Annotated in this window: 17 protein-coding genes; 7 read left to right on the forward strand and 10 right to left on the reverse strand. The window is 60.9% G+C overall.

What is annotated here, in order from left to right; translation table 11 throughout:
* On the forward strand, positions 1–441 hold a 441-nt coding region (locus ACWR1S_RS15940; protein WP_454564170.1), incomplete at its 5' end, for a methyl-accepting chemotaxis protein.
* A 128-nt stretch (positions 442–569) separates the two neighbouring features.
* Here the strand turns inward: ACWR1S_RS15940 and ACWR1S_RS15945 are convergent.
* Genes ACWR1S_RS15945 through ACWR1S_RS15960 form a run of 4 tightly spaced genes read right to left on the reverse strand, consistent with a single transcriptional unit; the run spans position 570 to position 3,171 of the window.
* A complete protein-coding gene (locus tag ACWR1S_RS15945) occupies positions 570–1,883 on the reverse strand; it encodes a sensor histidine kinase (protein ID WP_454564171.1) in 1,314 nt (437 codons plus the stop codon).
* Positions 1,880–2,548 carry a response regulator transcription factor gene (locus ACWR1S_RS15950; RefSeq protein WP_454564172.1) on the reverse strand — a complete coding sequence of 223 codons (669 nt, stop codon included), beginning with the start codon at positions 2,546–2,548 and terminating at the stop codon, positions 1,880–1,882. The genes ACWR1S_RS15945 and ACWR1S_RS15950 overlap by 4 nt, the downstream gene beginning before the upstream one ends.
* A 3-nt stretch (positions 2,549–2,551) precedes the next feature.
* Entirely contained in the window at positions 2,552–2,863 is a 312-nt protein-coding gene (locus ACWR1S_RS15955; RefSeq protein ID WP_454564173.1) for a PepSY domain-containing protein, read from the reverse strand.
* Positions 2,863–3,171: a PepSY domain-containing protein gene (locus tag ACWR1S_RS15960; RefSeq protein WP_454564174.1), complete on the reverse strand. Its 309-nt coding sequence runs from the start codon at positions 3,169–3,171 to the stop codon at positions 2,863–2,865. The genes ACWR1S_RS15955 and ACWR1S_RS15960 overlap by 1 nt, the downstream gene beginning before the upstream one ends.
* Before the next feature lie 245 nt (positions 3,172–3,416).
* Between ACWR1S_RS15960 and ACWR1S_RS15965 the strand changes: the two genes are divergently transcribed.
* The 5 genes from ACWR1S_RS15965 to codA all read left to right on the forward strand — a co-directional run bounded on the left by ACWR1S_RS15965 (position 3,417) and on the right by codA (position 8,799).
* The gene (locus ACWR1S_RS15965; RefSeq protein WP_454564175.1) at positions 3,417–4,496 is read left to right on the forward strand and encodes a patatin-like phospholipase family protein; all 1,080 of its coding nucleotides are present in this window, start codon (positions 3,417–3,419) and stop codon (positions 4,494–4,496) included.
* 85 nt (positions 4,497–4,581) lie between these two features.
* Positions 4,582–4,938: a 6-carboxytetrahydropterin synthase QueD gene (gene queD / locus ACWR1S_RS15970; RefSeq protein WP_007915588.1), complete on the forward strand. Its 357-nt coding sequence runs from the start codon at positions 4,582–4,584 to the stop codon at positions 4,936–4,938.
* Between the two features lie 201 nt (positions 4,939–5,139).
* Positions 5,140–5,952: an alpha/beta fold hydrolase gene (locus ACWR1S_RS15975; protein WP_454564176.1), complete on the forward strand. Its 813-nt coding sequence runs from the start codon at positions 5,140–5,142 to the stop codon at positions 5,950–5,952.
* Positions 5,953–6,264: 312 nt separating this feature from the next.
* A complete protein-coding gene (codB, locus tag ACWR1S_RS15980; protein WP_454564177.1) occupies positions 6,265–7,536 on the forward strand; it encodes a cytosine permease in 1,272 nt (423 codons plus the stop codon).
* A 15-nt stretch (positions 7,537–7,551) separates the two neighbouring features.
* Positions 7,552–8,799: a cytosine deaminase gene (gene codA / locus ACWR1S_RS15985; protein ID WP_454564178.1), complete on the forward strand. Its 1,248-nt coding sequence runs from the start codon at positions 7,552–7,554 to the stop codon at positions 8,797–8,799.
* A 196-nt stretch (positions 8,800–8,995) separates the two neighbouring features.
* Here the strand turns inward: codA and ACWR1S_RS15990 are convergent, their stop codons facing one another.
* Positions 8,996–9,976 carry a diaminopimelate epimerase gene (locus tag ACWR1S_RS15990; protein ID WP_454564179.1) on the reverse strand — a complete coding sequence of 327 codons (981 nt, stop codon included), beginning with the start codon at positions 9,974–9,976 and terminating at the stop codon, positions 8,996–8,998.
* A gap of 236 nt (positions 9,977–10,212) precedes the next feature.
* Here ACWR1S_RS15990 and ACWR1S_RS15995 point away from each other — a divergent pair, with 236 nt between their 5' ends.
* The gene (locus ACWR1S_RS15995; protein ID WP_160058760.1) at positions 10,213–11,364 is read left to right on the forward strand and encodes an MFS transporter; all 1,152 of its coding nucleotides are present in this window, start codon (positions 10,213–10,215) and stop codon (positions 11,362–11,364) included.
* Between the two features lie 112 nt (positions 11,365–11,476).
* Here the strand turns inward: ACWR1S_RS15995 and ACWR1S_RS16000 are convergent, their stop codons facing one another.
* The 5 genes from ACWR1S_RS16000 to ACWR1S_RS16020 form a co-directional block, all read right to left on the reverse strand.
* Positions 11,477–13,903, reverse strand: coding sequence for a TonB-dependent siderophore receptor (locus ACWR1S_RS16000; RefSeq protein WP_454564180.1), 2,427 nt, complete (start codon positions 13,901–13,903; stop codon positions 11,477–11,479).
* 98 nt (positions 13,904–14,001) lie between these two features.
* On the reverse strand, positions 14,002–14,985 hold the full coding sequence (locus ACWR1S_RS16005; RefSeq protein ID WP_454564181.1) for a FecR family protein: 984 nt from the start codon (positions 14,983–14,985) through the stop codon (positions 14,002–14,004).
* Positions 14,986–15,025: 40 nt separating this feature from the next.
* Positions 15,026–15,517, reverse strand: coding sequence for a sigma-70 family RNA polymerase sigma factor (locus ACWR1S_RS16010; RefSeq protein WP_454564182.1), 492 nt, complete (start codon positions 15,515–15,517; stop codon positions 15,026–15,028).
* Between the two features lie 103 nt (positions 15,518–15,620).
* Positions 15,621–15,998: a c-type cytochrome gene (locus ACWR1S_RS16015; protein WP_454564183.1), complete on the reverse strand. Its 378-nt coding sequence runs from the start codon at positions 15,996–15,998 to the stop codon at positions 15,621–15,623.
* Between the two features lie 204 nt (positions 15,999–16,202).
* Positions 16,203–20,672 carry a hemagglutinin repeat-containing protein gene (locus ACWR1S_RS16020; protein WP_454564184.1) on the reverse strand — a complete coding sequence of 1,490 codons (4,470 nt, stop codon included), beginning with the start codon at positions 20,670–20,672 and terminating at the stop codon, positions 16,203–16,205.
* Between the last annotated feature and the right edge of the window lie 35 nt (positions 20,673–20,707).

A 20,707-nucleotide genomic window follows, 5' to 3' on the forward strand; every position in this document is an offset into this window, starting at 1 on the left:
GCGGCGCGTGCTGGTGAAGCCGGACGTGGTTTTGCCGTGGTCGCCGACGAGGTGCGCATCCACGCCCGCCGCACGCAAGAGTCGGTGGAAGAAACCCGTCAGGTGATTGAGCAGTTGCAGAGCGGTACGCAGGATGTGGTCGGTTCGATGGGCAACAGCCATCGTCAGGCTCAGGGTAGCGTTGAACAGGTTGGCCAGGCGGTGACTGCGCTGCGTCAGATTGGCGATGCGGTGACGGTGATCAGCGACATGAACCTGCAGATTGCCAGCGCCGCTGAAGAGCAGAGTGCGGTGGCGGAAGAGATCAATAACAACGTGGCGACGATTCGTGACGTGACGGAGTCGTTGTCCGGGCAGGCGAATGAGTCGGCGCGGGTGAGTCAGTCGCTCAATAGCCTGGCGAATCAGCAGCAGAGTTTGATGGACCAGTTCCGCGTCTAAGATCCAGCGGAAAACCCCTGTAGGAGTGAGCCTGCTCGCGATGGCGATGTCATATTCAACATCAATGTGACTGACAGATCGCCATCGCGAGCAGGCTCGCTCCTACAGGATTTGTGGACGGTCCGGGATCACCGTTTAGGCAACTCGATCACCACCTTCAACCCACCCCACTCACTCTCGCCCAACACCAGCAACCCGCCCCAGGTGTCGACGATGTCGCGCACAATTCCCAGCCCCAGGCCATGCCCATGGGTCTGCTCATCCAGCCGCGTGCCCCGGCTGAACACCTCGGTGCGCTGTTCTTCGGGAATCCCCGGGCCGTCATCTTCCACACTCAGCGCATAGCCATCCGTACGTTCGATCACACTCAAACGCACCTCGGCATCCGCCCACTTGCAGGCGTTGTCCAGCAGATTGCCGAGCAATTCCAGCAAATCCTCCCGATCCCACGGCAGCTGCAGCCCTGCCGGCGCGACATAACTCAGCGCCAGATGCTCGCCGTGAATCATGTTCAACGTCGCCAGCAACCCCGGCAGTTCCGCATCACAATCGAACAACGCACCGGGCAGCGCATCTCCAGACAACCGTGCCCGATTGAGCTCGCGATTGAGCCGCTGCTGCACCTGCTCCAGTTGTTCCTTGAGCACCTTGCGCAGCTCAGGATGAGCATCGAGTTTTTCGCTCGAGGCCAGACTCAACAGCACTGCCAACGGCGTTTTCAAGGCGTGCCCGAGATTGCCCAAGGCATTGCGCGAGCGCTTGAGACTGTCTTCGGTGTGCGCGAGCAAATGGTTGATCTGCGCCACCAGCGGTTCCAGTTCCACCGGCACCTGATCATCCAGTTGTGAACGCTGGCCCTGCTGCAATTGCGCGATCTGTTCGCGGGCCTTTTCCAGTGGTTTCAACGCGCGGCGCACGGTCAATCGCTGCAAGAACAGAATCAGCAACAACGCCGCCAGCCCCAGACCCAGGCCGATCTGACGCATGCGCTGAAAGCTCTCGCGCACCGGCGTGTAGTCCTGCGCGACGCTGATCGAAATCGACTGGCCCAAACGTCGATAGTCTGAACGCAGTACCAGCAATTGCTGACCGTCCGGCCCCAGTTGCAGATTGCTGTGCAGACCGGGATGGTCAAGCAACGGCAGATCCTGATCCCACAGCGAGCGCGAACGCCAATGGCTGTCGGCAAAATCGATACGGAAATAGTGTCCGGAAAACGGTCGCTGATAGGCCGGGGACAGATGTCTTTCATCCAGTTGCAGTCCCTGCGGGCCGCGCACCAGCGCCACCAGCAGGCTTTCGCTGTCGTTGCGCAGGCCGGCTTCGAGGTAGCGCTGCAAACCCACTTCGAACAACCACAGACTGGTTTGCGCCAGCACCACACCGACGACCACCATCACGCTGATCAAACCCAGGCTCAAGCGGCGCTGGATCGACCTCACGAAGCTTGCCCGCCGAACAGGTAACCCTGGCCGCGACGGGTTTCGATCACGCTTTTGCCGAGCTTGCGCCGCAGGTGATTGACGTGGACTTCAAGGACGTTGGAATCGCGCTCGGTTTCACCGTCGTAGAGGTGTTCGGCGAGGTGGCTTTTGGAGAGGATCTGCTCCGGGTGCAGCATGAAATAGCGCAGCAGACGGAATTCGGCGGCAGTCAGCTGAATGTCGGCACCGTCGCGAACCACGCACTGACGGCCCTCGTCCAGATGCAGCCCGGCAGCCTTCAAGGTCGGCTGATTGGCCTGGCCTTTGGAGCGGCGCAACAACGACTGAATGCGCAGATAAAGCTCTTCGGGGTGAAACGGTTTGGTCAGGTAATCGTCGGCGCCAGCCTTCAGGCCTTCGATGCGCTCGGCCCAGGAGTCGCGCGCGGTGAGGATCAGCACCGGGATCGCCAGACCGCCGGCGCGCCATTGCGCCAGCACTTCAAGCCCCGGCACGCCCGGCAGGCCGAGGTCGAGAATGATCAGGTCGTAGGGTTCACTGCTGCCCTGATACAGCGCATCACGACCGTCCGCCAGCCAATCGATCGCGTATCCCTGGCGTTGCAGGCCGGCGAGCAGTTCGTCAGCCAGCGGTACGTGGTCTTCCACCAATAGCAAACGCATCGATCAATCTTCCTTGTCTTTCACAAGTTCGCCGGTATCGGCCTTCAAGTGCAACTCACGGGCGACACCTTCGACGGTCAGCAACTCGACTTCATAAATGTAGACGGCGTGTTTTTCTTCCAGCTCGACTTCCAGCAATTTTGCGCCGGGATAGCGGTCCATCGCCTGCTGCAGCACTTTCTCCAGCGGCAGGATCACGCCCTGCTTGCGCAAATTGAGCGCTTCGTCCGGGCCGAGGTCGCGAGCCATCGCCGTCGAGCAGCACATTACCAGCGCCAACGCCGTGCGGCGGGTGGCGCGAACATTAACCTTCATTACGTATCCTGATGATCCTTGAGAACCTGCCCAGTCACCGCGTCTAATTCCAGATCCCACTCCAGCCCCTGCGGATCACGCATTTCGATCTGGTAGATGTACTTGCCGTACTGCTCTTCCAGCTCGGTGTCGGTGATCGTCGAACCCGGGTGTTTTTCCAGCGCTTTGGCGTTGAGCTTCTCGAAGGAGACGATAGTACCAGCGTCGCGCAGACGCAGGGCTTCGTCAGGGCCCAGATCGCGGGCGTGAACAGTGCTGGCAGTGAGACCGATGATCGAGGCAATGGACAGGGCAGTCAGGGTTTTCATGGAGTCTCCGTATTTTTATGTGTTGCTTACGGTGGGCACCTTAGCGGGATGAACTTAACTGAAACTGAATTGCCATCATTGCTCTGAATCAACATACAACCCCTGTAGGAGTGAGCCTGCTCGCGATAGCGGTCTATCAGTCAAATAAGTGTTAACTGACACACCGCTATCGCGAGCAGGCTCACTCCTACAAGGTTTTGTAACATGTGCTTATAATTGTTCGCTTGCTAACGATCGAGACCGGTATGACCGCCATCCACATCAAATTCCCCGCCCTCACCCTCAAGGCCGGCCCGCGCGCCATGGCGAGGATTCGTGCGCAAGGCCTGAACGCTGCCGACGTCGGCACCCTGCCCGGCGCCGCCGGTGGGCCGAAGGCGTTGGGGATTCAGGGGCTGGATCTGGCGCTGTTCGGTGAATGGCTGCCGAGCGCACCGCGTGAACGCTCGCTGATCGGCGCCTCGGTCGGTTCCTGGCGCTTCGCCAGCGCCTGTCTGCCGGACGCCGCCGAAGGTATTCGCCGCCTCGGTCATCTGTACGCCGAGCAGAACTTCAATAAAGGCGTGACCATGGCCGAGATCAGTCAGAGCTCGCAGCGCATGCTCAATGACCTGCTCGACGGCCGCGACGCGAGCATCCTCGACAACGCCCATTACCGCTTGAACATCATGGTGGTGAAAAGTCAGGGACGTCTGGCCGATGACCATCGCGGGCGCCTCGGTCTGGCACTGGGCTCGGTGATCGCCGACAACTTGCGCGGCCGCGCGCGGCTGTCGCGGCACTTCGAACGGCTGATCATCCACGACCCGCGCCTCGCCCCGCCGGTGAATGCGCTGAACGACTTCCCTTCGCGCTTCGTCGCGCTGAATGCCGGCAATCTGCGTCAGGCCTTGCTCGCCTCGGGCTCGATCCCGATGGTCATGGAAGGCGTACGCGACTTGCCCGGCGCCGGTGCCGGCACTTTCCGCGACGGTGGCTTGCTCGACTATCACCTCGACCTGCCCTACAGCGGCGACGGCATCGTGCTCTATCCGCATTTCACTGATCGGGTGATTCCCGGCTGGTTCGACAAGACTCTGCCATGGCGCAAGGCCTCGGTGGAGCGCTTGCAGGACGTGCTGTTGCTCGCGCCATCGAAGGAATATCTGGCGCGCCTGCCCTACGGCAAACTGCCCGACCGTAATGACTTCAAACGCTTCATGGGCGATGCGCCGAGCCGGCAGAAATACTGGCACGCGGCGATGAACGAAAGCCGTCGCCTTGGCGATGAGTTCCTTGAACTGACTGCCAATGGTCGCCTCGCCGAGCGCTTGCTGACCCTTTAGTCAGCACGGCCAAACACAAGCTGGTAAACTCGCCGCCTGCCCGAATCGCTGCGGCGAACACCATCTGAACAGAGCCGAACATACCGTGGAAATCTTCAAGGAATTTACTTTCGAATCCGCCCACCGCCTGCCGCACGTCCCCGACGGCCACAAGTGCGGGCGTCTGCACGGTCACTCGTTCAAAGTGGCGCTTCACCTCAGCGGCGACCTCGATCCGCACACCGGCTGGATTCGCGATTTCTCCGAGATCAAAGCGATCTTCAAGCCGCTGTACGAGCGTCTCGATCACAACTATCTGAACGACATTCCCGGACTGGAAAACCCGACCAGCGAAGTGCTGGCCAAATTCATCTGGAATGAAATGAAGCCGTTGCTGCCGGAATTGAGCGCGATCCGTATCCACGAGACGTGCACCAGCGGTTGCATCTATCGCGGTGAGTAACTTCTGACTCCCCAACTATCCCTGTGGGAGCGAGCCTGCTCGCGAAAGCGGATTGACATTCAACATGGATGTCGACTGATACACCGCTATCGCGAGCAGGCTCACTCCTACAAGGGATTGGTGTTTTGCCAAAGAACAGCCCGCGAGGCTGTTTTTTTACGCCTATGCTTTTTGGCTCCCATCCGCCAAGAGGACAGGCCCATGACAGACTGGCTGCTGGATCAGGTCTTTGACTTCAACGGCCGACAGGTCCGCTACGCCGTGCGCGGCGACGGCCCGCCGCTGGTGTTCGTGCATGGCACACCGTTTTCGTCGTACGTGTGGCACCGGGTTGCACCGCACTTTTTCACGACTCATCGCGTGTATTACTTCGATCTGCTGGGCTACGGGCGCTCCGAGCAGCCCGACGCCGATGTTTCCCTCGGCGTGCAAAACCAACTCTTGGCGCAGTTACTCGAACATTGGAATATTCAAAACCCCGACGTCGTCGCTCACGACTTTGGCGGCGCCACTGTGCTGCGAGCGCATCTGCTCAACGGCAAGGATTATCGCAGCCTGACGCTGATCGATCCGGTGGCGCTGACGCCGTGGGGTTCGCCGTTCGTGCAGCACGTCCGCCAGCATGAAGCAGCGTTCAGTGGCCTGCCCGATTACATCCAGCGCGCCATCGTGCCGACCTATATTCGCGGGGCGATTTACCGGGATATTCCCGATGACGAACTGGCGCCTTACGTGCAGCCATGGTTGGGCGATCCGGGGCAAGCGGCGTTCTATCGGCAGATTGCGCAGATGGATGAGCGCTACACCCGTGAAGCAGAAAGCCTGTATCCAACGATCCGCTGCCCGGTACAGATTCTCTGGGGCGAAGACGATCAGTGGATTCCCATCGAGCGTGGCCGCGCCTTGCACCAAATGATCCCCGGCTCGCAATTTCACGCCATCCCAAGCGCAGGCCACCTCGTCCAGGAAGACGCCCCCGAAGCCATCGTCGCCGCCCTGCTGCGCTTCCTCTGACAGGCCCCAAATGCCCCTGACACCGATCGTTCCCACGCTCTGCGTGGGAATGCCTCAACGGACGCTCCGCGTTCGGCTTTGGAGTGGGACGCGGAGCGTCCCGGGCTGCATTCCTTTGCTGCGCGTGGGAACGATCTACACAGAACGCCTTCGCGAGCAGGCTCGCTCCCACATTGGGCTTCGGTGCATCCAGTTGCACTGCTTTCGCGCCAATCCACGCGACTCGTCTATACATAACCCGCGCCACCCGGCATTTGGCACGACCACTGCAACCCTCCCCCGCGTCTCCTCCACTTCAGCAAGGACCGCCCCATGACGCAGAACGCTCCCGGCAACGATTACCCCCTCAGCGAAGTTCCCATGCATGCGCGCAAAGGCCTGGCCTCGACGGCGATGGTGTTACTGGGCTTCACGTTTTTCACTGCAACCATGTTTGCCGGCGGCAAGCTCGGTGTGGCCTTCAGCTTCAGCGAGATGATGGCGGTGATCATCGTCGGCAATCTGCTGCTGGGTCTGTACGCGGCAGGCCTGGGCTACATCGCTTTCAAGAGCGGCCTCAACTCGGTGCTGATGGGCCGTTTCTGCTTCGGTGAAGTTGGCAGCAAGCTCAGCGACCTGATCCTCGGCTTCACCCAGATCGGCTGGTACGCCTGGGGCACGGCAACGGCAGCCGTAGTCATCGGCAAATACTTCGATCTCGATGAAGGCACGGTACTCGGGTTGATGGTGCTGTTCGGCCTGATGTTCTGCGCCACGGCGTACGTCGGTTATCGCGGCCTGGAGATTCTGTCGTACATCGCCGTGCCAGCGATGATGTTGCTGCTGATGCTGTCGATGTGGGTGGCGACGGTGAAAGTCGGTGGTTTCGAGGGTTTGCTCAGTGTGGTGCCGAGCGGTTCGCTGGACTGGTCCACCGCGATCACCCTGGTGTTCGGCACCTTCGTCAGTGGCGCAACGCAGGCGACCAACTGGACGCGTTTTTCACGTTCGGCGCGGGTCGCAGTGCTGGCCAGCCTGATCGGTTTTTTCATCGGCAATGGCCTGATGGTGCTGATCGGCGCGTACGGCGCCATCGTCTATCAGCAACCGGACGTGGTTGAAGTGCTGCTGTTGCAAGGTTTCGCCATGGCCGCGATGGCCATGCTGTTGCTGAACATCTGGAGCACTCAGGACAACACCATCTACAACTTCGCCGTCGCCGGCTGCAACCTGCTGCGCACCGGTCGGCGCAAAACCGTGACCCTCGCCGGCGCAGTAATCGGCACCCTGCTCGCTCTGCTGGGCATGTACGACATGCTCGTGCCGTATCTGATTCTGCTCGGCACGGTGATCCCTCCGATTGGCGGAGTGATCATGGCGGACTTTTTCTACCGCTGGCGCGGGCACTATCCGCGCCTGGCCGACGCACGGTTGCCGGCGTTCAACTGGCCGGGCCTCGGGGCCTATGCGGTCGGCACCGTCGCCGCGTTCAGCTCGCCGTGGGTCGCGCCGCTGGTAGGCATCGCTGCTGCCGCGCTAACGTATGTCATCGTCACCGGCGTGCTCGGCGCTCGCAGCGCGACCGCGCCACTACAAGACCTATAAAAAAGGATTCGCCTGATGCACATCATCAACGCCCGTTTGCGCAACCAGGAAGGTTTGCACGAATTGCACCTTGAAGACGGTCTGATCCGCAGCATCGCCCGCCAGACCGAAGCGCCGACCCTCGGCCCGGATGACCTCGACGCCGGCGGCAATCTGGTGGTGCCGCCCTTCGTCGAACCGCACATCCACCTCGACGCCACCCTCACCGCCGGCGAGCCGCGCTGGAACATGAGCGGCACGCTGTTCGAAGGCATCGAGTGCTGGGGCGAGCGCAAGGTCACCATCACCGAAGAAGACACCAAGACCCGCGCGAAAAAAACCATTCAGGCGCTGGCTGCGCACGGCATCCAGCATGTGCGCACTCACGTCGACGTCACCGATCCGCAACTCACCGCGCTCAAAGCCATGCTCGAAGTGCGCGAGGAAAGCCGCCACCTCATCGACCTGCAAATCGTCGCGTTCCCGCAGGAAGGCATCGAGTCGTTCCGCAACGGTCGCGAGCTGATGGAGGAAGCAATCCGCATGGGCGCTGACGTGGTCGGCGGCATTCCGCATTTCGAGTACACCCGCGATCAGGGCGTCAGTTCGGTGAAGTTCCTGATGGACCTGGCCGAGCGCACCGGATGCCTGGTCGACGTGCATTGCGACGAGACCGACGATCCGCATTCACGCTTCCTCGAAGTGCTTGCCGAAGAGGCACGCAGCCGCGACATGGGTGCCCTCGTCACCGCCAGCCACACCACGGCGATGGGCTCTTACGACAACGCCTACTGCGCGAAACTGTTTCGTCTGCTTGGTCATTCCGGAATCAGTTTTGTCTCCTGCCCGACCGAAAGCATTCACCTGCAAGGACGCTTCGACAACTTCCCCAAACGCCGTGGCGTGACCCGCGTGAATGAGTTGCTCGAAGCCGGCATGAACGTGTGTTTCGGCCAGGACTCCATCGTCGATCCATGGTATCCGCTGGGCAACGGCAACATCCTCCGAGTGCTCGAAGCCGGGCTGCACATCTGCCACATGCTCGGTTACCGCAACCTGCAAAGTGCGCTGGATCTGGTCACCGACAACAGCGCCAAAGCCATGCACCTGGGTGAGCGTTATGGCCTGGAACAGGGGCGTCCGGCGAACCTGCTGATACTTTCGGCAGACAGCGATTACGAGGTGATCCGCAGTCAGGGCTTGCCGTTGTATTCGATTCGCGGTGGCAAGGTGTTGATGAAGCGGCAGATGCCGGTGGTGGAATTCAGTGCTGAGCTGAGCTGAGCTGAGAGGCGCAGCGTAAATCCAGTGTGGGAGCGAGCCTGCTCGCGAAGAGGTTGGCACATTCAACATCAATGTGACTGACCTACCGCTATCGCGAGCAGGCTCACTCCTACAGGGGGCGGTGTTTGAACATGATATTTGTGTTCAACACAAAAACCTGTGGGAGCCTGGCTTGCCAGCGATGGCGTCTTTGAATTCAGCCGATCATCTGCGCCGTCCCAAACAACCTGACCCGCACCAACTCCCCGCCTGCTGCTTCGAGCAAAATCGGCGCCGTGCCGCCGGGCATCACCACCTGCACTTCTCCCGCCACCACCCAACCGACTCGCCACGCCGCCGATGCCACTGCACTGGCACTGGTGCCGGATGACGCGGTCGGCCCTTCGCCGCGCTCGAACACCCGGGCGAGAATTCTCTGCGGTGATTCCAGCACCGCCCATTGCAGATTGACGCCTGCCGGGCATGGATCTCCGGCGCCGGTCGGCATGGCGTAGGCGATTTCGGTCAGGCCTTTGTTCAGGGGTGATTCACGCATTTGCTCGTTGCTCGGCAAAGCAGCCGCATCGCTGAGCAGCGTTACACAATGCGGGTTTCCGATGCGCACGAATTGGCTGTGCGCCCAATCGCGATCAAGTAGTGCCAAGGGTTGGACGTGACTCACAACCCGACCGTTGAACTCGATGCCTTGAACATTCTGCGCAGCGACTGCATCCGGCCCGAAATGCGCTTGCCCGAGGTCAAGCCAGAAGCCTTGAACGCCGTCGACTTCAGCCGGTTTCACCGAGGTTTCCACGACGTCACCCTTGTCGTGATGCACGCGCAACAACGCGCCCTCCTCTGGCATCAAGCCTTGCTCGGTCAGCGCCTGCGAGAAAATCGTCAGGCCGTTGCCACTGCGCTCGGCGAGGGTGCCGTCGGTGTTGACGATCAATACGTCGAACGGCGGCGATGTCTGGAACGGGCCTATCAGCAAGCCGTCGCTGTGGTGGGATTTGCTGTTGGATGGTCGCTGGCCTTGGGGCCAGTCGCAGCAGAACCTGATCGCCGCATCACTCCACGACTGACGTGACGAGGCGCATTCGGCGGCGCTGGCAGGCAAGGCAATGCCTGCCTCGCGAAGTGCCTGCGGCGCAATCACGCCATAGATATTGCCGCGCGCATCGTAGAATTGCGTCATCAACCTTGGTCCCTGCTATCGAAGAATCCCACTGTAAACCGAATCCCCTGTAGGAGTGAGCCTGCTCGCGATAGCGGTGTATCAGGCAAAAAAATATTGACTGACACTCCGCTATCGCGAGCAGGCTCACTCCTACAGGTTAGGATGTCGTCTGCACATCCCCGAATACCCGCGATCGAACCTCGTCGCCGTATCACTGTCCTTCGGGGACGCGATGTTTTTTGCCAAGGATCGATATGACCAGCCTCAACCCCCAAGACACCTTCGTCCCCGGACGCCTGCAACAGATGTCCACACGCATCGCCTTTTTCATCGCCGGGCTCGGCATTGCCGCGTGGGCGCCGCTGGTGCCGTATGCCAAGGCGCGGGCCGGACTCGACGAAGGCACACTCGGTTTGCTGTTGTTGTGCCTCGGCGTCGGTTCGATTCTGGCGATGCCACTGGCGGGGATTCTGGCCACGCGCTTCGGCTGTCGGCGCGTCGCCACTGGTGGCACCTTGTTGATCTGCGCGGCGTTGCCATTGCTGGCGACCGTGTCGTCGATACCGGCGCTGATCGCCACGCTGTTCATGTTCGGTGCCGGCCTCGGTACGGTGGATTCGACGGTGAACCTGCAAGCGGTGATCGTCGAGCGCGCCAGCGGCAAGAACATGATGTCGGGTTTTCATGGTCTGTTCAGTCTCGGCGGGATTGTCGGCGCGGCGGGTGTCAGTGCCTTGCTCGGCCTCGGACTGACGCCGCTCGCCGCGATGCTGGTGGTGGTCGTGGTGCTGATCGCGGCGCTGTTCAAGTGCGTGCCGCACATGTTGCCTTACGGCAGTGAAAGCTCGGGACCGGCATTTGCCATCCCTCACGGCATCGTGCTGTTTATCGGCGGAATGTGCTTCATCGTGTTCCTGACCGAAGGCGCGGCACTGGACTGGAGTGCAGTGTTTCTGGCGCAGGAACGCGGGATCGACACCGCGTATGCGGGGCTGGGTTATGCGGCGTTTGCCCTGACCATGACGGCGGGACGCTTGATGGGTGACCGGATTGTGCGGATTGTCGGTGCCACGCGGATCATTCTGTTTGGCGGTCTGTTGGCTGCGGCTGGCCTTTTTCTGGCGACGTTCGCACCGAGCTGGGAAGCGGCGCTGGTGGGTTATGCGCTGGTCGGCGCTGGTTGTTCGAACATCGTGCCGGTGCTGTACACGGCGGTCGGCAAGCAGACGGTGATGCCGGAGAGCATCGCCGTGCCGGCCATTACCACGCTCGGTTATGCAGGGATTCTGGCGGGGCCGGCGGTGATCGGCTTTGTCGCCCATGCCAGCAGTTTGAGTTTTGCCTTTGGTTTGATGGCGGTGCTGTTGGTCGCGGTGGCCATTGGCGGAAAAGTCCTGAAGGTATGAGATCGTTCCCACGCTCTGCGTGGGAACGCATACCGGGACGCTCCGCGTCCCTCGCGAGGCGGACGCAGAGCGTCCATTGAGGCATTCCCACGCAGAGCGTGGGAACGATCAGTTAAAACCCGACACTGGCCTGCACAAAGAACGTCCTCGGCGCGCCGACATACATCCCTGAGTTGTTGTCGCTGGAGCGGGTGAAGTACTGCTTGTCGAAGACGTTCTTCACCCCGGCGCCCAGTTTCAGGTTCGACACCTGCGGCCCGAAGTCATAACCCCCACGCACGTTCCAGGTCACGTAACCCGGGATGTCGCCATATTGCCCATCTGCCGTGCCGTCGGTGATGTAGTTGCCATTGAAACTGCCATCGGCATTTACACCAGTGCCCGGCGAGCGCTGTTTCGACTGGGCGAAACCGTCGAGGTTGTAGGTCCAGCGGTTGATGTCGTAACGCAAACCGACGGTCGCCACCTGCCGCGAATAGAACGGTAGATCACGGCCCTTGAAGCCCGGAATCTCACCTTCGTACGTGGCACGGGTGTAGGTGAAACCCGCGTTGGCGGTCAAGCCATCAAGGCGCGGATCCAGCGCCGCCATGTCGTAGTGCACCGAGGCTTCGATGCCCTGGTGCTTGGTCGCGCCGAGATTCGTCCAGCCGACATCGTTACTGATGTATTGCAGTTCGTCATCGAAGTCGATGTAGAACAGCGTCACTTCACCGCCCCACACATCGTCGTTGTAGCGCGTGCCGATCTCGTAGGTCTTGGCCTTTTCCGGCTCCAGACCGTTGGCGGTCTGATCACCCGAGCCGCCCTGGCCGAGCTGGAAATACTGCAGGCTGCCAAACGAAGTTTCATAGTTGGCGAACAGTTTCCAGGCGTCAGACAGGTGATACATCACGCTCAGCGCCGGCAACGGTTCATTGCTTTCGATGCTGCGGTTTTTCGCCTGCACAGGCTTGCCCGCAGTGTCGAGCACCGTACGGTCATGCCAGTCGGTGCTGATATGTTCAAAGCGAATGCCAGGGGTGATGGTCCAGTTGCCGACGTCGATTTTGTTGTCGATGTAGACCGAATTGGCCTCGGTGCCGCCGGTGCGGTCCTGGAATATATGGCCATCGGAGGTCGGTGTGAGCACCGGCTGGTTGTTGACCAGCGCCACTCGACTCGACGATTCGTGCATCGCCTCTTTCAGGTAGCGATAACCGACGCTGACTTCCTGGGTGGTCGGGCCGACATCGAATACCCGCGACACCCGTGGTTCGATGCCCAGCGTGTAATACGAGCGCGGGTATGAACTGAGGGTTTTCTGGTCGCGGGCGGCGATGGTGCTGCCACGGAAACTGTCGGTGTAATACGTCAGAATTTCCGCTTGGGTGCGCTCGTCGATCTGACGGATCCATTTGAACGACACGTCTTTGCGCCGACCGGTGAACTGGTCGTAATCACGTACCGAGTCGTACGGTTTGTCATCGTATTGTTTCTGCGTCAGGCCGCCGGGCATGTCGGCCGTAGCGTCGTAGTAGTGAAAGTTGAGGCTGAAATCGTCCTGATCGGTCGGCGCCCAATGAGTCTTGAGCAGCACGTCATCGATGTCGTTGCCGTTGTTGCGCTCACGGTAGCCGTTACCGTTGACGCCGGAATACAGCAACGCCACGCCCATGCCGTTGTCGGCGGTGCCACCGAGGAACGCGGTGTCGATGTGTTTCCAGCCACCGTACTGGGTGGTTTCCAGCGTGGTACCGATTTCACCGGTGGCTTTTTCCGGGATCGCGCGGGTGACGAAGTTGATCACGCCGCCGACGTTCTGCGGCCCATAACGCACCGAACCGGCGCCGCGCACTACGTCGATGCTGTCGAGGTTGCCCGAAGAAATCGGCGCCATCGACAGTTGCGGCTGACCGTACGGGGCGAACGCCGCCGGCACACCATCGATCAACACAGTGGAGCGCGGCGACAGACGCGAAGTCAGACCGCGCACCCCGACGTTGAGGGAAATATCGCTGCCGCCGGTGCCGTTGGAATCCTGTACCTGCACGCCCGGCACACGCTTGAGCACGTCACTGACGTTCATCGCGCCCTGCTCGACCATCGCTTCGCGGCGGATCACCGTGCGCGCGCCGGGGTGGTTCTGCACCACCGCAGCGTTGGCATCACCAAGCCAGTCGCCGACCACTTTGATGTCGGTGACGCCCAATTCCAGCGGACCGTTGCCGGCGGCGGAAGTCGCCGCCGGCGACAGCGTTACCGAACCTTCATTGATCTGATAATCCAGACCGCTGCCCTGCAGCAATTGGCGCAAGGCCTGCTCCGGGGAGATATCGCCGTCGACCGCCGGGGCCTGTTTGCCGGCGACCAGGTCGGGGCTGAAAAACACTTGCAGCGACGTCTGCTGACCGAGTTCGCTCAAGGCCTGACCCAATGGCTGGGCGCGGATATGAATCGCTTCACCGGCGAAGGCCAGCGGCACAGCAGCGTTGACCGCCAGCGCAAGGGCCAGCGGCAGCCAAGGGGATTTTTTGTTGTTGGCAGGGGTGTTTTTCACGTCGTACGTAGTCCTGTGGATCGCAAGAGTGTGCGGCTGTTAATGCAAACCAGTTGCAGTTGAACAGGAAGACGATGAACTCGAAAAAAACCTGAATTTTATTTTGCGAATATTTCCTGACTGCCATCCGCGAGGGTGCGAACGGCCACCGGCAGGATGCTCGGCAAGGCTTTGAGCAAGGCGTCGGTGTTGTCGGATTTGAACACGCTGGTCAGGCGCAAACTGGCCACTGCCGGATTGGCAACGGTCAGCGGCTTCTCACGATAACGCGACACTTCGGCGGCGACTTCGCTGAGGCTGGCGTTGTTGAACACCAGTTTGCCGCTGCGCCACGCCGTCAGTTCCGCCGGGGTCACCGCATAGGCTGCGGCGACCTGGCCTTGGGCATCGACGTGGGTGCCGAGGCCGGCAGTCAGGCTGATGAACTGATCATCCGCTGCATCGCGCCCCTGCACTTTCACCGTGCCCTGCTCCACCGCCACGCGGGTCTGCGCGACATCGCGGCGTACATCGAAACGCGTGCCGGTGACCGTGACCTTGCCGCTGCCCGCCTCGACTACGAACGGTCGCGCAGTATCGTGCGCGACGCTGAACATCGCCTCGCCTTCGCTCAATTCGATGAGCCGACGATCCTTTTCAAAACGCACCTGCAAGCGGCTGCGGCTGTTCAGATCGATCACCGAACCGTCCGGCAGCGCCACATGTTTACGCTCGCCCAACGTTGTGGCGAACTCGGCGCTGTAGCCGCCCGGATCATTCAAGCCGCTGAACAAGCCCAGCCCGAGCGCCACCGCCAGCACACTCGCAGCCACGGCATAACGCAACAACGGACGGCGTTCGCGGCGGGTTGGCGGTGTTTCAACGAGGGCTTTGAGGCGTGGCGCCGGGAGCAGATCGGCTGCCGACCACAAGCCTTGCAGCAGCTGAAATTCGTCACGGTGCTGCGAATGTTCGTTCAGCCAGACGTCAAAGCGCTGCTGCTCGTCGGCACTCACGGCCGGCTCCTGCAAACGCACAAACCAGCGAGCTGCGTCATCGCGCACCGTTGTTTGCCCGCACGCGCAATCACGCGTATCCATCATGGAATGTCCTGTTGGGCTGGGGAGGAAATGTCGCAGCGGCTCATGACTGCAACCCGTCGAGGCGATCGCGCAGATGCCGCAGGGTGCGGATCATATACTTTTCGACCATGTTCTTGGACAGCCCCAGGCGTTCGGCGATTTCCGCCTGGGTCAGGCCTTCGATCTTCTGCCAGACAAAAATCTTCCGGCAATTGATCGGCAACTCGCTGAGCGCCCGTTCGATGGAGTCGGCCAACTGGATCGCATGCATGTAATGCTCCGGGTCGCCGGACGACGACGCACTGTGATCAATGGCCTGCGACTCCATGGCGCCGCGCCGATCCTCACGCCGATAACCGTCGACCGCGATATTGCGCGCGGTCTGGTGCAAATACGCCCGTGGCTGCTGCACCGCCGCCGAATCGGACTCAAGCACCCGCACAAAGGTGTCGTGCGCCAGATCCTCGGCCTGCGCGCGATTGCGCAGGCGACGAGTCCAGGTGCCGATCAACTCTTCGTAATGCTCGAAAAAGCCGGGTCTGCGGGGACGCATGGGGTATGGGTGACGTGCTGAGGAAAGGGGCGTGAATAGTAATGGTTACCATTAAGCCGAAGCAATGGATTCCTCGACCGACCGTCCGCGCAGCAACTGAAGATCAGCGTTTTAGCGCAATCACACCGCTCATGTAGTCATGCAGATCGCGCAGATCCTTAATGCTCCAGGCGTGTGGCGGTATCTTTACGCCGTTCTCCTGCAACGTTTTCGGAATCAGGTTGCCGTTCGGGCGAAGGATGATCGACGACACAATCACGCCCGGATATTCACTCAGGCGTTTTTTGAACGCGGACGTTGTCAGGTCAGGTGTGGGCGGATTGCTTTTATGCGCCAGGGGTCCGGTGCCCTTTATATCGGCGCCGTGGCACACAGCGCAGCGCTGCACATAGAGGTTTTTGCCGTTGCTGTTATCCGCGAAGGAGGCGGATGGTTGGGCGATCAACAAAGTCCCGAGTAAAACGGCGGATGCTGTTTTCATTGTTTGCCTCCATGGCGTCTTTAAGGTCGCGCATGATGCGCGAGATTTAACGCTTGGCGCAAAACAATGTGGGAGCGAGCTTGCTCGCGAAGGCGGTACATCAGTCACTTACTGTACTGACTGAACGGACGCTTTCGCGAGCAAGCTCGCTCCCACAGGGTTCGGTGGTGGATGGCAGATCTGGCACATCCACTACCGTTGGTTTTAGCCTTTTTCGTCGATCCCGGCTTGCAGGGTCTGGGTGTCCAGATGCCCGCTCAGGGTGACCGGGCCGACTTTCAGGTTGCCGTTTTCCAGGGAAACCTTCGGTGCGTTTTCCTCGGCTTTATGCGGCAGATCCAAGGCCGCTTTCACGCCGTAGTCACGGTTGCTCAGGTCAGTGCTGCTGACCTTCGAACCACCCAGATCGACCTGCCCTTGCGTCGCCGAAATCCGCGCGCCGGTCAGTTGTGTCGCGCCGCCAACGGTAAGGTTTACACCTTGGCTGGCACTGATCGCCGACGCCTGCGCCACGCTGTCCTTGTGCGCGTACTCACCCTGCGCTTTCAGCGTCGGCTTGTAGTCGGTGCCGGCAAGTTTCTCCTTGTCACTCGGTGGGTTTTTCTTCGCGGTCAGGCCCAGATCGACATCGACCTTGGCGTGGTTGCTCGCGTCCTGACGGCTTTCGATAGTCAGATCACCCGCGACCTTGCCGCTGACATTTTTAGCGTCGATCCGCGCCCCCGAAAGCTGTGCATCAGCGGCACTGTTCAACACCACATGGTCAGCCTTGATCTGACTGTTCTGCTGGGTGCTGGCCTGCAAGTAATCCACGCCCACTTTGGCCCCGGCGTTGAAACCGTGATCGCTGCTGGCCTTCTCATCCTCGGCAGTTGGAGTTTTGCTGCTCAGGTTGCCGCCGGCGTTCAACGCGACATTCCAGTTATTGCGGTGGTCGCTGGACTGCGCCGACTCCTGAACATAGCCGCCCTTCTGCGCGTCGATACTGACGTTCGATGCGCTGACTTGAGTGCCTTGCAGATGAACCGAATCACCGCTCAGCGCGACGCCGTTCTGGCTGTTGAGCTGGCCACCGCTGAGGGTTGTCGAATCCTCATTGACCCGACCGATATTGAAATTTCCGCTCACATTGCCGCCCTGATCGCGGCTCTTCTCGCTGCTGGTTTTGCTGCCGCCACCCTTCAAACCACCGCCAAGGTTGCTGCCGGTGGCCCTGTGCGTGTCGGTGGCGGCTTGCAGACCAAGCTTGCCGTCGGCGTGCAAGTCGATGGCGCCAGCGCTGTCGATCTTCGTGCCTTGCTGCACTTGGTTGCCGCCGCTGCTCAACTGCACCGGACCGTTACCAGTGATGCTCGCGACGTGGGCCTGCGTGTCAGTGCTTTGCTTGCCGGTGTGATCGAGTTGGAAACCGGCGCCGAGATCAACGTTGGTGCCATCGGTCCCCGGCAAGGTGCCGACCGTCAGCGAGCCATTGCCGCGCAAGCTGCTGTCATTGCTGGTCTGCCGGTCATTGGCTTGATTCAGCGCCAGATCACCACCGGTGTTGATGCTCACAGCGCCCTGCCCGCCATCGAAACGGCTGCCTTCGAACTGCGCATCACCGCCGACCTTGATGTTCACGCCCTGGCTGCCGGCATAAGCGCCGACGACGGCGGTGGAACTGTCCTTGCTCGACGCACTGCTGCCACCCGCGCCGCTGCCGGCGACGTTCACGTCTTCACCGGTCTTGGTGTAGACGCGCACGTCGACCTTGGCATCCACCGTGTTAGCGCTGCTGCTATGCGTATTGCTCGCAGCATCGGCAAGCAGTTTGTCTGCACTGATGTTCACTTGGCCGGCGCTGGCGTTGTATTGCGTGCCTTGGTCGTGCAGCGTGCCGGTGGTTTTCACATCGACAGTGCCGCCGTCAAAACGGCTGACCACAGCGTTGCTGCTCTGCTCGGTTTTGCTGGCGCTGCCATGACCCACCGCAACGTCTATCCCGACGTTCGGCTGACCGAGGTTGGCCAGTGAGTCCTTGTCCGGCACCTTGCCGTTGAGCACGTCCTTGACCGCGCCCGCAATTGGCCGGGCGATGTCCTTGTACTCGACGTTGGCGCCGATGTCCGCCGACCAGTTGCTCTCGTTGTGCGTGCTGCTGTCAGTGTTGCTGGCGGCACGGTTGTCGATCTCGTTGGCGACAACATTCAGACCGTTGCCAGCCTTGAGTTGTGCGCCTTCGGTAGCGAGTTTGTCGGCATTGATCGTCAGGCCACCGCTGCTCTGCACGCTGGTCGTTTGCGCAGTGGTTTTGCTGGTCGAATCCTGCGCCGTGCTGTGGGCGAAATCGACGCCGTTGCCGGCACGGTCGAGGCCGCCGGTGTAGTAGAAACCACCGCCGGTGCTGGACGTATCGGAAGAAGTTTTGTGGCTGTCTGCTTCGGCCAGCAACGAGACGTTTTTGCCGCTCAGCGTGGTGTCGCCAGCGGTGGATTTCACTTGCGCGCCTTTGAGCATGACGTCACCGCCCGCCTTCACCTGCACGCTGCCGCCGCTGAGGCTAGCGCCTTGCTGGGTAACATCATTGCGGGTGACGGTTTGCTGTTTGTCTTCGTAGTGAATCCCGGCGCGATACTGCTCCGGCGTTTGCTCTTTGGCGTACGCATCGAAGCCACGTGTGTGCGTGGTGTCGGTGCTGTCGTGAGTGTTCTGCGCAGAATGCACATTGACGTCACCCGCTGCATCGGCGGTCAATGCACCGTCGGCCTTGACGGTGGAACCAGCGACTTCAATGTCCTTGGCGCTCTTGAGCTTGAGGTTGCTGTCAGACACCAGTTCGCTGCGCACAGTGCTGCTGTCTTTGCTGTTCTGCCGCGACTCGTCCTTGCTGATGCCGAAGAACTTGCTGTCCTTGTCATGGTTGTTGCTGTGCGAGGTGTCCTGCACGCCATCGATGATCAGCGAACCCTTGTCGCTGATCACGCTGGCGTCGGTGCCGCCGCGCACCTGGCTGCCGCTGATGCGCACGTCGTCTGCCTTGACGATCAGTTTGCCGCTGGCGTTGACCTTACTGCCCTGATGCTGGGTCTTGCCCTTGTCGGCATCGCCGGTCTTGCCGAAGAAACCACCGCCAACCAAGTCACCGGAGTAACGGTTGTCGCTGCTGCGATGGGTCCGTGTGGCCGTGGTGATTTCCACCTGTTTGCCGGCCAGTTGCACATCGCCGGCGCTGCTCAGCTCGGCGCCTTCGGTGCGCAAAAGTGCGGCGGTTTGCAGGGCGATATTGCCGGCCTTCAGCTGGCTGGTGACGCTGCGCTGCTCTTCGCTGCTGCTGTTCCAGTCGGCTTTCCACAGGTGTTTGCGGTGGTTGCCTTGATCGGTTTGCGTGTGGCTTTCAGTGGCGGCGGTCAGGCGCAGATCGCCGCCGCTTTGCACGTCGAGATTTTTCGCTGCTTCGACTTTGGCGGCTTTCAGTTCGGTGTCTTTGCCGGACGCCAGTTTCGCATCGCGGCTGGCGATAATCTGGCTGCCGTGCTGACGCGTTTCGCTGTCAGTCTGGGTACGATCGTAGGTTTCCCAGGTGATGCCGATGGTGCTGTTGTTCCAGTTTTCGCGCTTTTCCTGCAGCTTGCGGCTTTCGACCGTCGACAGGGTCAGGTTGCGTTTGGCGTCGAGTGTGACATCACGAGCGCTGACGTCAGTGGCGGCCAGTGTCAGGTCCTTGCCGCTGTGCAAAGCGACGTCACCCTGACTGCTGCGAATACCGGCACGGGTCACGTCGAGGCTGTTGGCCAGCGCTTCACCGCTGACACTCAAGTCACCGGCGGAACGAATCTGCACGCCGTCACGCCCGGCCACTTGCACCGCGCCCACCCGCACGCCAGCACCTTCGGCGGTGCTGACAATATTGATGCGCCCGGCCTGCATCGCGCCGAACAGGCTGGCGTCGATGCGCTGATCGGAAGTATTGCCCGATGGATCGACGTTGCTCACCTGACCGCTGGCGTAATCAACCTGATTGCGCCCGGCCGTGAGGTTCAATTGATCGCGCGCAGTGATCGCGCCCTGACTGTCGATACGCGGTGCGATCAGGTTGATCGAGCCCTCGCCGTTGCGCAGGCCGCCATTTTGAATCTGCAACTGACCGCTGGCGTCGCGTGTGCTCAGGCTTTGCAGTTTGCCGTCATTCAATTCCGGGCGACCGACCACGAGATTGGCGTTCGGCGTATTGATGAAACTGCCGCCATTGACGGAGATGCCGTTAGGGTTGGCCAGCACGTAATCGGCAGGCCGGCCGAAGATTTCCTGCGCGCCGTTGATGGCGGACGGATTGCGGCTGATCACTTCATTGAGGATCACGCTCGCCGCCTGGCCTTGCAGTTGCGGGTTGGCCGCCAGTTGCCCGGCCAGTTGCGATTGCCCGGCCTGCAAGGCGTTGTTCAGCACCAGCCCCTGACGGTCGACGTTGTAATCGAGGAACTGGTTGTGCGACAGGCCCGAACCGTTGGGCGCGACGATATTGACGATGGGCACACCGCCCTGGGTCTGCAATTGCGCGGTGCCGCCGGGTCCCGGCGCGACCACGACGCCGCCGGCGAGCGCGCTCGGCAAGTGCACGGCGAAGAACAGGCTGGCAATCGCCCAGCGCAATTTGCCCCGAGGCGAAAGATGAAATGCAAAGGTGTGTGCTGGCATAAAAACGTCTCCATGTGAGTACGGCATCACGTCGC

Source organism: Pseudomonas sp. AIG, from assembly GCF_977020205.1.